Here is a 14,788-nt window from a genome sequence, read left to right on the forward strand (position 1 = left end):
GGCGTGGGGCGGCTAACGGGCCGCGGCCGGTGCTTGAGGCGCAAACTCGGATACGGCGCGGCCGCAAAGCGCGTCGACGATGCGTTGGCTGGCGAGGCCGTCGCCATAGGGATTGATGCGGCGTGAGAACGAGGCGTGCAGTTCCGGGTTGTCGAGCAGGCGGTTCACTTCGGCCAGGATGCGCTGCGTATCGGTGCCGACCAGCGTCACCGTGCCGGCCTGCACGGCTTCCGGGCGTTCGGTGACGTCGCGCATCACCAGCACCGGCTTGCCCAGGTAGGGCGCTTCTTCCTGCACTCCGCCCGAGTCGGTCAGGATCAGGTAGGCGCGCTGCATGAACCAGACGAAGTCCAGGTAATCCAGCGGGGCGATCAGATGTACGCGCGACAGGCCGTCCAGCTGCGCCATCACCACGTTGCGCACCTGCGGATTCAGGTGCACGGGGTAGACGATCTGCAGGTCCTCGCGCCGCGCCAGTTCGGCCAGGGCGGCGCAGATGTTCCGGAAGCCCTCGCCGAAGCTCTCGCGCCGGTGCCCGGTGACCAGCAGCAGGCGGCGCTGCGGATCCAGCCAGCCGTAGCGCGCCGCCAATTGCTGCGCGAGCGCGCCTTCGGGCGCGAGCTTGGCGCAGGTCAGGGCCAGCGCGTCGATGACGGTATTTCCCGTGACCGTGATGCGTCCCGACAGGTTTTCGCGCAGCAGGTTGGCGCGCGATTGCGCAGTGGGCGCGAACAGCCAGTCGCCCACCGCGTCGACCACGCGGCGGTTCATTTCCTCGGGGAAGGGCTTGGCCAGATCGCCGGTGCGCAGGCCGGCTTCGACGTGGCCGATGCGGGCGCGGCGGTGGAAGGAGGCCAGCGCGCAGGCCGATGCGGTGCTGGTGTCGCCGTGGACCAGCACGCAATCGGGCTGCTCCGCCTCCAGCACGCTGTCCACCCGGCTGATCAGCCGTGCGAACAGGCCGTTGAGCGTCTGGTTGGGCACCATGATGTCCAGGTCGTGCTGCGCCCGCAGGTCGAACAGGGCCATCACCTGATCCAGCATCTCGCGATGCTGGCCCGTCACGCAGACGACGCTCTGGATCCGGGGTTCGGCTTGCAGCGCGGACACCAGGGGGGCCATCTTGATCGCTTCGGGACGGGTCCCGAATATGGAAAGGACTTTCATCGCAAGAGCGGGCCCCCTACGCCGGTGGCATTTTCTTGCGTAGATTATGTATTGAAAGTAATCGTAATATGTGACGGTTTATTTCATAGAAAGGGGGTTGCTGGAAAATTTGGGGACAATCTGTTGCTTTCGCGCGATACCCCGCACTATTTACCCAGTGTCATGCCGCCGTCGATCGTGACGATCGAGCCGGTCATGAACAGGAACGGCGGCCTGGTCAACGCGATGATCGACGCCGCGATTTCCTGGGTGGTTGCCAGGCGGTTCATCGGATGCATGGCCGCAAGCCGCGCCTCGTCCAGTTCGCCCGCGTCGATGGAATGCTGGATCAAGGGCGTCTTGACGTAGCCGGGCGCCACCGCGATGACGCGGATGCCGTTTTCGGCCCATTCATTGGCCAGCGACCGCGTCAGCGTCGCGACGCCGGCCTTCGACACGGCGTAGTGGGCGCGGCCCTTCATCATGACCATGCCGGCCACCGATGCGATGTTGACGATGACGCCGCCGCGGGCGCGCAGCGCCGGGTACAGGGCATGCGCGCAATAAAAGGTGCCGTTGAGGTTCACCGCCAGGACCTGGGCCCATTCCGCCGGGTCCTTCTCCGCAACCGGGGCACGGCTGCCGGCGATGCCGGCGGCGTTGATCAGCAGGTCTACGCCGTCCAGCTGTGCCGCCGCGCGGGCCACGCTGGCGTAGTCCGAAACGTCGACGGCGACGGCGTCATCCGCGGCGGTCCGGTCCCACACCACGACCTGCCAGCCTTCGGCGCGCAACTGCCGCGCGCATTCCTGGCCGATCCCGCTTGCGCCGCCGGTGATGACGGCGATCCTTGCTTGAGTATTCGTGCTCATGTCTGACTCGCTATGTAGGTTGTGTGGATTTCAGGTGCCGGAGGCCGCGGCTTGCGCGGCTGGCGCCGCGCGCCGGTTGCGCACGCACAGGATTGCCAGGCCCGCGCTCGCCAGCGTCGCCAGGGCGAACACCTGGGCCGCGAGTTCCCATTCGCCGCCGCTGGCCTGCATGACCGCGCCGGTCAAGGTCGGGCCGAAGAAGCCTCCCAGCGAACCAATGGTCGTCACCAGCGCCAGGGGGCCGGCGTTTGCGCCGATGTAGTTCTGCACCGCGGCATTGAGCGGACCGTAGTACGCGATGGTGTAGCCGGTGATGATGGATACCACGGCGAGGAACGCCGCCAGGGACACCGTCGCCGCGCCGTGCAGCATCAGGAAGCCGCCCGCGCCCGCCAGGCAGACGATCGCCAGGTGCCAGCGGATGTCGCCGGTGCGTTCGCTGCTGCGCCCGACCACGTAGCTGAACACCAGCGCCACGACGTTGGGGATCATCAGCAGCGCGCCGATTTCCAGCGGCGTGATGCCATACAGCTGCTTGAGGATGGTGGGAAGAAAGTACGCCAGGGCAAAGGTCGCGGCATACGCGGCCAGCAAGATCAGCAGCAAGCCCCACAGCATGGGCTGGCGGAAGACGGCGAATCCGTGCGTCCAGGAAGCGGAGGGGGAGGCGGCGCGGGCGGGAGCCTCGTGTTCCATGACGGCGCGCAAACCCTGGCGCTGGTCGTCGCTGAGCCAATGGGCCTCCCGTGGCGTGCCGGGCAGGTAGCGTAGGATCAGCAGGCCCAGCAGCATCGTGGGCAGGCCTTCGATGAGGAACAGCCAGCGCCAGCCCGGCATGCCGACGTCGATCTTCAACAGCGCGCCCGCCAGCGGCCCGCCGAAGATCATGGCCAGCGGTAGCGCCATGATGAAGATCGAATTGATGCGGCTGCGGTAGCGCGGCGGAATCCAGGACGCGATGTAGAAATTGACGGCGGGGATGAAACCGCCCTCCGTCACGCCCAGCAGGAAGCGCAGCGCGTAGAACGATTTTTCGCCGTGCAGCGCGGCCATCAGGCAGGAGACCAGGCCCCAGGCCAGGAACATGCAGGCCAGCCAGCGCCTGACGCCAAAGCGTTGCAGCGCCAGGTTGGCGGGCACGCACACGCTGGCGTAGCCGATGAAGAACAGTCCCGCGCCGAAGCCGTAGGCCGCCAGGGAGATGCCCAGGTCCGCGCCCATCTGCAGCTGCGCATAGCTGATGTTGGTGCGGTCCAGGAAGTTGAGCAGATATCCTGCGAACAGCAAGGGCAGGACGCGGTTGCGAAAGCCGGCGACAGCCTGTTCGGCATGCGCCAGATCTTCATTGCGGATCATGGTTGGTCTCCTGTGTCGTCCGCCTTGGTGGCGGATCTCGCTAGACTGGGATTGCGGTGGCGCGGGGCAGCGCGCCGCCGGTCGTGGTTTCAGGTGCGCCCCGTCACTCGGGCGTACAGGTCGGCATCCGGCCAGGCGGCGCCGCGCCAGGCGACGTGCTGATCGGGTCTGATCAAGGTGAGGGGGGCGGGGTAGAGGTTGGCGACGCCGCCTTCGTCCGGGCGGATCAGCGTCAAGGGCACGCCCGCGGCCCGCGCCGCGGATACGGCGGCATCGACGTCGCGGGCGGCCGCCGTGGGCAAGGCCAGCAGCGTAAAGCCCGAACCGAAATGGTCGTACAGCGAGCTGCCGTCGTGCAGCCAGGCATGCGGGGCCAGGGCGCCCGGGCGGGACGACGGCGTGTAGTTGATGAAGTCCCGGGCCGGCTCGGGGCTGCCGTCAGGCACGATGACGGGAGAGTCCCCATATTGGTAGCCCAGCACCACGCCTAGGGTGGCGAACTCGCGCATCTTGGCCGCGCAGATGCGCGCGCCGGCTTCCTGGCGGGCCTGTTCGCCCGCGGCGCCGGCGTCTTCAAGATGGTCGGCCAGCAAATGATTGCCGAGAATCGAATGGTTGTGTTCGGCTTCGTCCAGTACCCATTGGTGCACGGGCCGGCGTTCCCGTTCATAGCTGTCGATGAGGGCGGGGCCGCCCCAGCCTTGCAGCGCCGCGGCCAGCTTCCAGCCCAGGTCCACGCTGTCGGCCACCCCCATGTTCATGCCATAGCCGCCGAAGGGCGGATGCAGATGGCAGGCGTCGCCCACCAGGAAGACGCGCCCCTGGCGGTAGCGGTTGCCCAGCAGCTTGCTGGCGGTCCATTCGTCGCTGCTGAGCACCTCGTAAGGCAGGTCGATGCCGGTGGCGCGGGCGATCATGGCGCGCGCGTCGATGTCGTTGGCGCGCCGCTGCGGGTCCACATGAGTGGGCATGAAGAACCAGGTGTCGCCGCTGTCCATCGGGCCGATCAGGCTGGGCGCATCGCCGTTGATCTGCCAGTACATGATGGCGGGTCCGTGCCGATGAGCCTGGGCCAGTCCGGGGGCGCGGAACACGATGTTGTAGTTGCGGGACAGCCCGTAGCTGCCTTCCATGCGCGTGCCGATCAGGTCCCGCACCAGGCTGCGGGCGCCGTCGGCTCCCACCAGGTAATCCACTTCCAGTTCGATGTCGCGGCCTTGCGCCAGATCGCGCAAGCGGGCGCGCACGCCGCCGGCATCCTGCGTCAGGTCCAGCAGTTCGGAGCGGAACCGTATCTCCACGCCGGGCAGGGAGGCCGCATGCGAACGCAAGACCTCTTCCACGGTGTATTGGGGAATCCATTGCGCGTGTTCCGAGTACAGCGGATTGCGGCCGGGGGCGCAATACATGGCGTTCTCGTGCCGCGCGAGCTCGAAGCCGGCCAGGCGGGTGCAGAACACGACGTTGGAGGGGTAGTAGGCGCCCAGCGGCGATGCCGCGCGCAGGCGGTCGGCGATGCCCCAGCGGCGTAGGTGTTCGCGTGTGCGCACATTGGTCGTCTTGGCGCGCGGCGCGTATCCCACGCGGTCATTGCGCTCGATGAGCAGGCACGGAATCTTCCTGTGCCCCAGTTCGATCGCCAGACTCAGTCCGGCCGGTCCGGCGCCCACGATCAGCACGCGGGGCGAGGCTCGCTTCTCCACCTTCGGTCTCCTCGGTTGCCTGCTTTCCTTGCAGGCTTTGGACGCATCCTAGGCCTATGCCGCCGATGCTGAAAGATGGCAGAATTGGCTTATCGATATCAAATCTGAATCACTTGGCATGAAGCTCAACACCCTGCGGGATTTCCTGGCCGTGGCCGAACGCGGCGGCGTCAGGGCCGCGGCCCGGCATCTGGACACGCCGCAGCCGGCCATCTCGCGCAGCATCCGCGAACTTGAGAAAGAGCTGGGGTGCGTGCTATTCGAACGGCATGCCAAGGGCGTGCGCCTGACCCCCATGGGCGCCGTGTTCCTAAGGCGGGCCAACGCCATACGCCATGAGCTGCAGCGCGCGCGCGACGAGATCGGCCAGTTGAACGGGGAATCCCGCGGACGGGTCACGCTGTGCATGTCTACGGCGCCGCATCTGGGACTGTTCGCCGAAGTATTGCGCGAGTTCCGGGCGCGCTACCCGGACACCCATCTGGAAATCATCGACGGGGTCTACCCGCTGGTGGAAGCGTCCCTGCTGGACGGCACCGTGGACTTCTATATCGGGCCAGTGCCCACGCGCACGCCTGGCGAACTACAGGTGGAAAAGCTCTTCGACAACACGCGCGTGATCATCGGCCGCAAGGGCCATCCGCTGGCGCGCGCCCGCTCCCTGCGTGACCTGGCCGGGGCGCAATGGATTACCACCTCCATCACGCACAAGGCCGAAGAAGAGCTGGGTCCGCTATTCGAGAAGCATGGCCTGCCGCCGCCGCACCTGGCCCTGAAGGCCCAGTCCGCGCTGACCTTCATCACCGCCCTGACCAACTCCGACCTGCTGATGATGCTGCCGGTGCAATGGTTGCGGTATCCGCTGCTGCAAGGCGTGTTCCAGGAAATCCGCGTCAAGGAACCGCTGCCCGCGCCGCCGGTATGCATCGTGCAGCGCGCCGGCCTGCCGCTGACGCCGGCGGCCGAGTACTACTGCACGCTGGCGCGGCGGGCAAGTGCGCGCCCCCCGGGCTAGAAGCAGAGCGGCGGGCGCCGCGCTCGAAGAAAACGATATGCCCTATCTGGCGTCGGCCGCCGGCCACTGGAAGCGTTGCGCCACCTTGTCGAGAAATCGGCCCGCCGCCTCGCGGTGATAGTCGGTGGAACGGGCCACCCCCTGGCCGGCGGCTTCCAGGTCCAGCATCGCGTTCAGGTCGCTGTTGAGCGAGGCATTGAAGCCGCGCTTGGTGATCGCCAGCGCCGCCATGGGCAGTTCGGCCATGGACAGCGCGATCTGCCGCGCACGTTCGTGGATGGTCTCCTGCGGTTGGATCTCGAACACGATGCCCATGTCGCGGGCCTCCTGCGCGCCGAACTCGCGGGTGGAGAAGGCCAGTTCCTTGGCGCGCTGCAATCCCACCATGCGCGGCAGGGTATACATGGTGGCGCAATCGGGGATGGCCCCCAGCCGCAGGAAGGACAGGCAGAATCGTGCCCGCGGCGAGGCCAGGATCAGGTCGGCGGTCAGGGCCAGGCCCAGTCCGGCGCCATAGGCCGGGCCGTCGACCGCGGCGATCACCGGCCGGTCCAGCGTGATCAGGCCTTCAATCGTCAGGAGCAGGCTGGCCATGCGTTCGCGCGCCTCTTCGGCGGAGCCGCCGGAGCCCATGGTGGAGATGTCGCCGCCCGAGCAGAAGGCGCCGCCGGCGCCGGCCAGGATCACGACGCGCACGCCGCGGTCGCGTCTGATTTCGCCCACCAGATGGGCCAGCTCTTCGCGCATGACCATGTCCAGCGCGTTGCGCTGGGCGGGGCGGTTCAGCGTGATGGTGGCGACTCCGCCTTCCACGGCATAGAGCAGGGTCTTGAACTCGCTAGAGATGACTTGCATCGGATCGGTCTCCATGTCTGCCTTCCATGATGGCCGGGCCGCGCCATGCGGACCGGGCCGCAAGCTGCAGCGGGCGCTCAGGCGATGGCGCCGCGTTCGCGCAGGGCCTGGATCTCGGCTTGCGCCAGGCCCAGTTCCGCCAGCAATTCTTCCGTGTGCGCGCCGGGCGCGGGCACTGCGCGGGCCTGCCCGGGCGTGCGCGAAAGCCGCGGCGCGGGGGCGGGATGCACGATGCCGCCGGTTTCGATGAAACTGCCGCGCGCCTGATGATGCGGGTGCCGCGGCGCTTCCTCGAAGTCCAGCACCGGCGCGAAGCAGGCATCCGTGCCTTCGAGTAGCGCGCACCATTGTTCGCGGGTCCGGCCCGCGATTATGCCGGCCAGCTTGGCGCGCAGCTGCGGCCATTGCGCGCGTTCCCATTGCTGCTGGAAGTCCGGGTCGTCGATGCCGCAGCGCTCCAGCAGCAGGCGGTAGAACTGCGGTTCGATCGCGCCGATGGAGACGTACTTGCCATCCGCGCAGGCATAGCAGCCGTAGAAATGGGCGCCGCCGTCCAGCATGTTGGATTGGCGCTGGTTGACCCAGCCGCCGTCCCGCAGCTTGCCGTGGTAGGCGCTGGCCAGCAGGGACGCGCCGTCGCAGATGGCTGCGTCCACCACCTGGCCCCGGCCCGTGCGGCCGGCCTCGAGCAGGCCGCATAGCACGCCGAAGGCCAGCATCATCGCGCCGCCGCCCATGTCGCCGACCAGATGCAGCGGCGGCGTCGGCGGCAGTTCGGCATGTCCCATGGCGTGCAGCGCGCCGGTGATGGCGATGTAGTTCAGGTCATGGCCGGCCGCCTGCGCCAGCGGGCCGTCCTGGCCCCAGCCCGTCATGCGTCCGTACACCAGCCGCGGATTGCGCGCCAGGCATTCGTCGGGCCCCAGGCCCAGCCTTTCCATCACGCCCGGCCGGAAGCCTTCCAGCAGGGCATCGGCCTGGTCCAGCAGCCGCAGCACGATGTCGGTCGCGCCGGGCTTCTTGAGATCCAGCGCAATCGTGCGCCGGCCCCGGTCGATGATGGTGCCGCCGCCGCCCAGGAAACCGGGCGCAAGCCGGTCGATGCGGATCACGTCCGCGCCCATGTCCGCCAACATCATGGCGCAGAAGGGGCCAGGTCCGATACCGGCCATCTCGACCACCGTAAATCCGCTCAGGGGACCAGCCATGTCTATCGTCACTCCATGATGTGTCGGGTTCTCAGGATTCGAAAAATTCAGCGCGCGCGTCCAGGATGATCTGGACGTACTTCTCCATGTTGGCGTCCATGCGGTGGGTCGGGCCGACGATGGACAGGGCCGTCAGCTGGCCTCCCACGCGCCCCGCGATGCCAACCGCCGACACGCCTTCATTGCCTTCGTCGCGGCTGTTGAAATAGTGCTTGGCCTGCTGTGATTCGATCTGCGCGCGCAAGGTGGCGGGGTCGGTGATGCTGCTGGCCGTGACGTGCTCATACGGCAGCGAGTCGATCAGCGCATTGCGTTCCGCCGCGTCCATCTCGCCCAGCAGCGCCTTGCCCAGCGCCGCGACCTGCAGGTCGAAGGTGGTGCCGGGCTGCACCACGTAGCGCAAGGCGCGCGGGCTTTCCTGGCTGGCGTAGATCTTCACCTTGTTGCCGTCCAGCAGGCCGCACATCGAGGATTCGCCGGACTGGCGCGTCAGGATCTCCAGCGCTTCGGACGCGAAGGCCTGCAGCGGGTCGGCCGCCGAAATGCCCTGGGCCACGTCGAGCAGCCGGCCGGTCGGGTGGAAGTAGCGCGACTTGGGCGTGCGCAGCAGGTAGCCTGCCTGGCGCAGCGTGTAGAGCAGGTCCGAGCAACTGCTGTCGGCCAGGTCGAGAAAGCGCGCCATTTCCGAATTCGTCAGGGGACGGCGTTCCCGCGCATAGACTTCGAAGACTTGCAGCACGCGCTGTGCGGTAGGGAGGATTTGCGGCATAGGATGTCGGAGTGGATAGGGGAGCCGGCCTGGGCGTTTGCGTAGTCGGTCATTTCAACGCGGAAATGCCCAGTACGCTCTGCGCCATGAGTAGGGCCTGGATCTGGTTGGTGCCTTCGGCAATGCTCAGGTGACGGGCGTCGCGGTAATGACGCTCGACGGGGAACAGCGTGGTGTAGCCCGCGCCGCCATGCACCTGCATGGACAGTTCCGCCACGCGCAGCACGGCGTCGGTGGCATGGCGCTTGGCCATCGAACATAGCATCTGGCTGTCGGCGGCGTTGCGGTCCAGCGCGTCGGCGGCGCGCCAGCACAGCAGGCGCGAGGTTTCGACCAGCGTCATCATGTCGGCGATCATATGCTGCACCAGCTGGAAGCCGCCTATGGGCCGGCCGAACTGGACCCGGTCGCCGGCGTATTTTACCGCCGCCTCATAGGCGGCCTCGGCGATGCCCAGCGCGGAAAACGCCACCACGCAGCGGCCGATGTTGAGGTATTTCTTGGCCAGCGCGAAACCCTTGCCCTCCGTGCCGATCAGGTTGGCGGCGGGGATTTCCACGTCTTCGAACAGCAGCTCGCCCAGCGGGCAGCTCAGCATGCCCATCTTGTCGATGGGGCTGGACGAGAAGCCCGGCATGGCGCGCTCGAACAGCAGGCAGGACACGCCTCGTTCGCCGCCATCCCGCTGGGTCTGCACGAATACCACGCCCAGCTCGCAGACCGTGCCCAGGCTGATGTACAGCTTGCGGCCGTTGACCCGCCAGCCGGTCTCGGTCTGCACCGCGCGCGTTTCGACATGGGCGGCGTCCGAACCGATATTGGGTTCGCTGAGCGCGAAGCTGGCGATCGCGTCGCCCGACAGGACGCGCGGCAGGTACTTTTCCTTGAGATAGGGCGAGCCGCCGTCGCTCAGCACCGAGGCCGCGAGATTGCTGGTGCTGACGATGCTGCGCAGCGACGGCCAGACGCGCGCCAGCTCGGCTATCAGCACGCCGTAGGTCGTCATCGGCAGGCCGTAGCCGCCGTCCTTTTCCTGCAGCATGCCGCCCAGGAGGCCGAAGTCGCGCATGGCGCGGACCATGTCCTGCGGCACCACGCGGGCTTCGGCCTCGTAGCGGTTGACGATGGGCGCGACTTCGGCCGCCAGGTAGCGGCGCAGCGAATCGCGCAATTCGATCTGGGTGGAGTCCAGTGAGAAGTCCATGCGAGTCCTAGGCGGATATGGTCGAGGAGGGCGTTGCGGCGGCGGTCATGATGGGCGTTGCTCCAGGCCGGCGTCCGCGCCGGGGCGCAGGCCGATCAGCGCGTCCAGCGGCATCGCGCCCTGTCCTGCGGCGCCGACCCAGACCGGGTTGAGCTCCAGTTCCTGCAAAGCGTCGCGGCGGCTCCAGGCAAAGTCCGATACCCGCAGGATCAGGTCCTCCAGCGCGGCAAGGTCGGCGGGCGCCTGGCCGCGCACGCCGTCCAGCACGTCGGCATGGCGGATCTCGCGCAGCAAGGCGCGAGCATCGTCGCGCGACAGCGGCACCATGCGGTGCGCCACGTCGCGGATGGTCTCGACGAAGATGCCGCCCAGGCCGAAGGTCAGCACCAGGCCGAAGGCCGCATCGCTGTGCACGCCGACCAGCACCTCGCGGCCGCCCGGCGGCAGCATGCGTTCCACCAGGATGCCGTCGATGACGGCATCGGGATGATGGCGCGCGACGGATTCGCGGATGGCGGCATAAGCTTCGCGCGCCGCGCCGGCGCTGGCAATGCCCAGCTTGACGCCGCCCGCTTCGGTCTTGTGCGCGATCTGGGCGCTGACCACCTTCATCACCACGGGAAAGCCCAGGCGCTCGGCTTCGCGGGCCGCCTGGTCGGCGCTGGCGGCCACCACCCCTTCAGGTATCGACAGGCCGGCCGCGCGCAGCATCGCCTTGGCCGCGGCTTCGCTGAGCATGCAGGCCTGGTCGGTAGCGGCGTCCACGTGCACGGGGGGCGCAACCGCCCTGCGGTCGGGCCGTTTCCAAGGGATGGCCTTGGACAGCGCCGCAATCGCATCCGACAGCGACAGGAACGGCAGCAAACCGGCGGTTTCCAGCAGCTGGAAGCCGCCGCCCAGGCGCCGGCTCATCCAGACCGGCACGATCAGGGTTTCGGTTTCGGCCGCCACCGTGGCGATGGCCTGCGCCATGCCGTCGGTGATGGAACCGTAATCCATGGGGATGGGGAACAGCACCGTGCCCACCGCCGGGTCGGCGCATATGGCGCGCAGGCAGGCTGCCGAGGCCTCGGGGTTGCGCAGGATGTCGGCGGTGGTGTCGACGGGGTTGTCGATGCTGGCGAAGTCCGGCAGCAGCTTGCGCAAGGCGGCCTTGGTCTCGGGCGCGAAGGACGCCATCGGCAGGCCGGCGGCGCCGGCGATATCGGCGGCCAGCGCGGCGGTCCCGCCCGAAAACGTATAGATGCACAGGCCATTGCCGCTCTTGGGCGTGATGCGCGTAAGCAGGCGCGAGACCGCCAGCAACTGGTCCAGGTCGTCCACTTCGATCGCGCCGAATTGGCGGAACACCGCGCTGTTGACGGCGGCCGTGCCGGCTACCGACGCCGTATGCGACTGCGCGGCGCGCACGCCGGCTTCGGAGCGGCCGACCTTCAGCACCACCACCGGCTTGTTGCGGGCGCGCGCCAGCTCCAGCGCGGCGGTCAAGCGCCTGCCATCCTTCACGCCTTCCATCAGCAAGGCGATCACGCTGGTTTTCGGATCGTTCGCCATGTGGGCAATGAAGTCAGGAATCTCCAGGTCGACCTCGTTGCCGGCGGAAAACCACAGGCCCACGCCCTGGCCGTAGGACAGGCCTTGCAGCAGGTTGCGGCCGAGTCCGCCGCCCTGGGTTGCCAGGCCGATGGAGCCGGTATTCAGATCGTCCTTGAAGGCGGGCGAAAAGGTCATGCCCAGCCGGTCGCGGACATTGACGAAGCCCGGACAGTTCGGCCCGTAGACATGCAGGCCGGTGGCTTCGCACAGCTCGGCGATCTCGCGTTCGAGCCGCTGGCCTTCCTCGCCCGCCTCGGAAAAGCCGGAGGTCATGACCACCGCGAAAGGAATCCCGCGCGCCGCGCATTGCCGCAAGGCATCCAGCACCAGCGAGGCGTTGACCATGATCAGGGCCACGTCGATCTCGGCCTGTGGCAAGGCGCTGATGGAGGGCCAGCAAGGCCGACCGCCTATCTCCTGGTAAGCGGGATTGACCGCGTATATCTCGCCTGGCACCGAGGAATGCAGCGCCAGGTTGTCGTAAAGGCGGCGTCCCTGGCTGGATTCGCGGGCGGACGCGCCGACCACGGCGATGTTGCGCGGATTGACGAAGCGGCTGAGGTCTGCGAACGGCTTCATGCCTGACCCTCCATGGAACGCAGCACCATCGCGAAGTCGGCCTGGACCGCTACCTCGCCGCGCTGATTGATGGCTTCGCGCCGGAACACCACCTTGTCCTTGCCGGGCCGGTACTGCTTCGTCTTTTCCGTCACCGTTACCCGCACCACGATGGTGTCGCCGATGAAGGTGGGTTTGGGAAAGCGGCAGTTGATGTCGATCAGCGCCAGCACGTAGGGCTCCAGCTGGCGGTAGCCGCTGGACTGGGTGGTCAGCCCGGACAGCACGGACAGCACCAGCAGGCCGTGGGCGATGCGCTGGCCGAAGGGCGTGGCGCTGGCGTATTCGTGGTCGACGTGCAGGCGGTTGAAATCACCCGACAGGCAGGCGAAGTTGACGATGTCGCTTTCGGTAATGGTGCGGCCGGCGGATTCGAAATGGTGGCCGACCTCCAGCGGCGGCTGGATGGGTAGCGGGGGCTGGCTGACTGGGCTTGCGCTTTGCATGGCTGATCGGATTCCGGATGGGAGGGGCGTTTTACGACGCGTAGCGGCCGCCGGTCACGTGCAGCAGTTCGCCCGTGATGAAGGAGGACCGCTCGGAAGCCAGGAAGGCCACCGCGTTGGCGATGTCCTCGACCGCGCCCAGGCGCGGCACCGGCTGGCGCGCCAGCGCATTGGCGCGCAGGGTTTCGTAGGTGGACAGGCCGCGCACCAGCGGCGTTTCGATCAGCCCCGGGGCGATGGCGTTGGCGGTGATGTTGAACTTGCCCTGTTCCAGCGCCAGCGCGCGGGTGAAGCCGATCAGGCCGGCCTTGGCGGCCGAGTAGTTGGTCTGGCCGGGATTGCCCCAGTGCGCGCGCGAGGCGATGTTGATGACGCGGCCCCACTTCCTTTCCATCATCGAGGGCAGGGCGGCCTTGGTGCAGTAGTAGGCGCCCTTCAGGATGGTGTCGACCACCGAATCCCAGTCCTCCACCGGCATCTTGAGCAGGTACTTGTCGCGCGTGAAGCCGGCGTTGTTGACCAGGATGTCGATGCCGCCGAACTTGTGCGCGGCCAGCTCGGCCATGGTCTGGACCTGTTCCGCATCGCAGACGTCGAGCACGGCGCCGATAGCCTCGTGACCGGCCTGCTTCAGGCTGCCGACCGCATGTTCCACCGATTCGGGGTTGATGTCGGTAATGACGATGCGGGCGCCTTCCTGCGCCAGGGCCAATGCCGACGCATAGCCGATGCCGCGGCCGGAACCCGTGATGACAGCGACTTTACCGGTGAGTTGCAGGTCCATCTCCATTCCCCTTCTGTAGCTGATGGCGCCCGGCGCCCTGGACCCGAAATCCAACATCCCGGGATAGGCGCCTGGCAGGTTTGAATTTATTCCGAGGTTCCGAACAAATATACACATCACCGGAATTCTTGACAATTAATATCGGCACGTCGTTATACTGTTCGGCATGTCGGAAATAAGCAGGCCCGGCATTCCCATATCTCTAAAAAAACGGAAGGAGATCGACTCATGGCAATGTTGAAGGGATTGTTGGCCGCGGTACTGAGCCTGGCTGCCGCAGGCGCAGCCAGCGGGGCCGACGCTTATCCGGACAAGCCGGTGCGGGTGTACGTGGGCTTCGCGCCCGGCGGCGCCACCGACCTGCTTGCCCGCCTGTACGCCAAAAAGCTTGGCGAACGTTTCAACCAGACTTTCATCGTGGAAAACCGCCCGGGCGCCGGCGGCAACATCGCGATCCAGGCGCTGACGCAGGCGCCGGCCGACGGCTACACGATCGCGATGGCGGCCAACTATGTGGCGGCCAACGCCGCCATGAAGCGCAACCCCTACGACTGGGAGCGCGACCTGATGCCCATAGGCATGGTGGCGTCCACGCCCAACATTCTGGTGGTGCCGCCCGGCTCCAGCATCCAGAGCGTCGACGACCTGGTGCGCAAGGCCAAGGCCGGCGGCAACAAGCTGACCTTCGCCTCGGCCGGCATGGGCTCGTCCATCCACCTGGCGGGCGAGCTGTTCAAGGTCATGGCCGGCGTCGACATGACCCACGTGCCCTACAAGGGGGTGTCGCCGGCGGAGGTGGACCTGATGTCGGGCACGGTGGACATGATGTTCGGCAGCGTCTCCACCGCCATCCCGCTGGTGCAGTCCAAGAAGCTGAAGGCGCTGGCCGTGACCGGGCGCGAGCGCATGAAGGCGATGCCCGACCTGCCCACCATCGAGGAGGCCGGCCTCAAGGGCTACGACGTGGAAGCGGTGTACTTCATGGCGGCGCCCGCCAAGGTGCCGGCGCCAGTCCTGAAGAAGCTGGCCGATGCCGTGGCCGACATCAACAAGCAGCCCGATGTGCAGGAGTTCATGGACCGGATCTACGCCCGGCCCCTGACCGGCGGCCCCGAAGAGGCCCGGGCCTTCCTGAAGGGCGAAGTGAAGAAGTGGCAGGGCGTGGTCGACGCCACCGGCATGAAGGTGGACTGACGCGCGGCAACGGGTCCGTACG

Annotated in this window: 13 protein-coding genes; 2 read left to right on the forward strand and 11 right to left on the reverse strand. The window is 67.3% G+C overall.

Features of this window, described 5'->3' with window-relative positions:
- Window positions 1-12: 12 nt before the first annotated feature.
- The 4 genes from wecB to ACZ5YA_RS31290 all read right to left on the reverse strand — a co-directional run bounded on the left by wecB (window position 13) and on the right by ACZ5YA_RS31290 (window position 5,077).
- Window positions 13-1,167, reverse strand: coding sequence for a non-hydrolyzing UDP-N-acetylglucosamine 2-epimerase (wecB, locus tag ACZ5YA_RS31275; protein ID WP_251877292.1), 1,155 nt, complete (start codon window positions 1,165-1,167; stop codon window positions 13-15).
- Between the two features lie 146 nt (window positions 1,168-1,313).
- Window positions 1,314-2,018 carry an SDR family NAD(P)-dependent oxidoreductase gene (locus ACZ5YA_RS31280; RefSeq protein ID WP_464091689.1) on the reverse strand — a complete coding sequence of 235 codons (705 nt, stop codon included), beginning with the start codon at window positions 2,016-2,018 and terminating at the stop codon, window positions 1,314-1,316.
- 30 nt (window positions 2,019-2,048) lie between these two features.
- The gene (locus ACZ5YA_RS31285; protein ID WP_059374563.1) at window positions 2,049-3,374 is read right to left on the reverse strand and encodes an MFS transporter; all 1,326 of its coding nucleotides are present in this window, start codon (window positions 3,372-3,374) and stop codon (window positions 2,049-2,051) included.
- 89 nt (window positions 3,375-3,463) lie between these two features.
- Window positions 3,464-5,077, reverse strand: coding sequence for an FAD-dependent monooxygenase (locus tag ACZ5YA_RS31290; protein ID WP_464091690.1), 1,614 nt, complete (start codon window positions 5,075-5,077; stop codon window positions 3,464-3,466).
- Window positions 5,078-5,195: 118 nt separating this feature from the next.
- Here ACZ5YA_RS31290 and ACZ5YA_RS31295 point away from each other — a divergent pair, with 118 nt between their 5' ends.
- Window positions 5,196-6,092, forward strand: a complete 897-nt coding sequence (locus tag ACZ5YA_RS31295; RefSeq protein ID WP_118933423.1) for a LysR family transcriptional regulator — start codon at window positions 5,196-5,198, stop codon at window positions 6,090-6,092.
- A gap of 42 nt (window positions 6,093-6,134) precedes the next feature.
- Here ACZ5YA_RS31295 and ACZ5YA_RS31300 read toward each other — a convergent pair whose 3' ends face one another.
- The 7 genes from ACZ5YA_RS31300 to fabG form a co-directional block, all read right to left on the reverse strand.
- Complete coding sequence (locus ACZ5YA_RS31300) at window positions 6,135-6,962, reverse strand: enoyl-CoA hydratase/isomerase family protein (protein ID WP_464091691.1); 828 nt, start codon at window positions 6,960-6,962, stop codon at window positions 6,135-6,137.
- Between the two features lie 62 nt (window positions 6,963-7,024).
- Window positions 7,025-8,155 carry a CaiB/BaiF CoA transferase family protein gene (locus ACZ5YA_RS31305; protein ID WP_118933421.1) on the reverse strand — a complete coding sequence of 377 codons (1,131 nt, stop codon included), beginning with the start codon at window positions 8,153-8,155 and terminating at the stop codon, window positions 7,025-7,027.
- A 31-nt stretch (window positions 8,156-8,186) separates the two neighbouring features.
- On the reverse strand, window positions 8,187-8,924 hold the full coding sequence (locus ACZ5YA_RS31310) for an IclR family transcriptional regulator (RefSeq protein WP_059374555.1): 738 nt from the start codon (window positions 8,922-8,924) through the stop codon (window positions 8,187-8,189).
- A 49-nt stretch (window positions 8,925-8,973) separates the two neighbouring features.
- The gene (locus ACZ5YA_RS31315; RefSeq protein WP_059374553.1) at window positions 8,974-10,128 is read right to left on the reverse strand and encodes an acyl-CoA dehydrogenase family protein; all 1,155 of its coding nucleotides are present in this window, start codon (window positions 10,126-10,128) and stop codon (window positions 8,974-8,976) included.
- A gap of 45 nt (window positions 10,129-10,173) precedes the next feature.
- Window positions 10,174-12,303: an acetate--CoA ligase family protein gene (locus ACZ5YA_RS31320; RefSeq protein WP_464091692.1), complete on the reverse strand. Its 2,130-nt coding sequence runs from the start codon at window positions 12,301-12,303 to the stop codon at window positions 10,174-10,176.
- Entirely contained in the window at window positions 12,300-12,788 is a 489-nt protein-coding gene (locus ACZ5YA_RS31325) for a MaoC/PaaZ C-terminal domain-containing protein (RefSeq protein WP_059374549.1), read from the reverse strand. Before ACZ5YA_RS31325 ends, ACZ5YA_RS31320 begins: the two co-directional genes overlap by 4 nt.
- Before the next feature lie 31 nt (window positions 12,789-12,819).
- A complete protein-coding gene (fabG, locus tag ACZ5YA_RS31330; RefSeq protein ID WP_059375319.1) occupies window positions 12,820-13,572 on the reverse strand; it encodes a 3-oxoacyl-ACP reductase FabG in 753 nt (250 codons plus the stop codon).
- A 228-nt stretch (window positions 13,573-13,800) separates the two neighbouring features.
- Here fabG and ACZ5YA_RS31335 point away from each other — a divergent pair, with 228 nt between their 5' ends.
- The gene (locus tag ACZ5YA_RS31335) at window positions 13,801-14,766 is read left to right on the forward strand and encodes a tripartite tricarboxylate transporter substrate binding protein (protein ID WP_251877282.1); all 966 of its coding nucleotides are present in this window, start codon (window positions 13,801-13,803) and stop codon (window positions 14,764-14,766) included.
- Window positions 14,767-14,788 lie beyond the last annotated feature (22 nt).

The organism is Achromobacter sp. JCM 18799 (assembly GCF_055395645.1).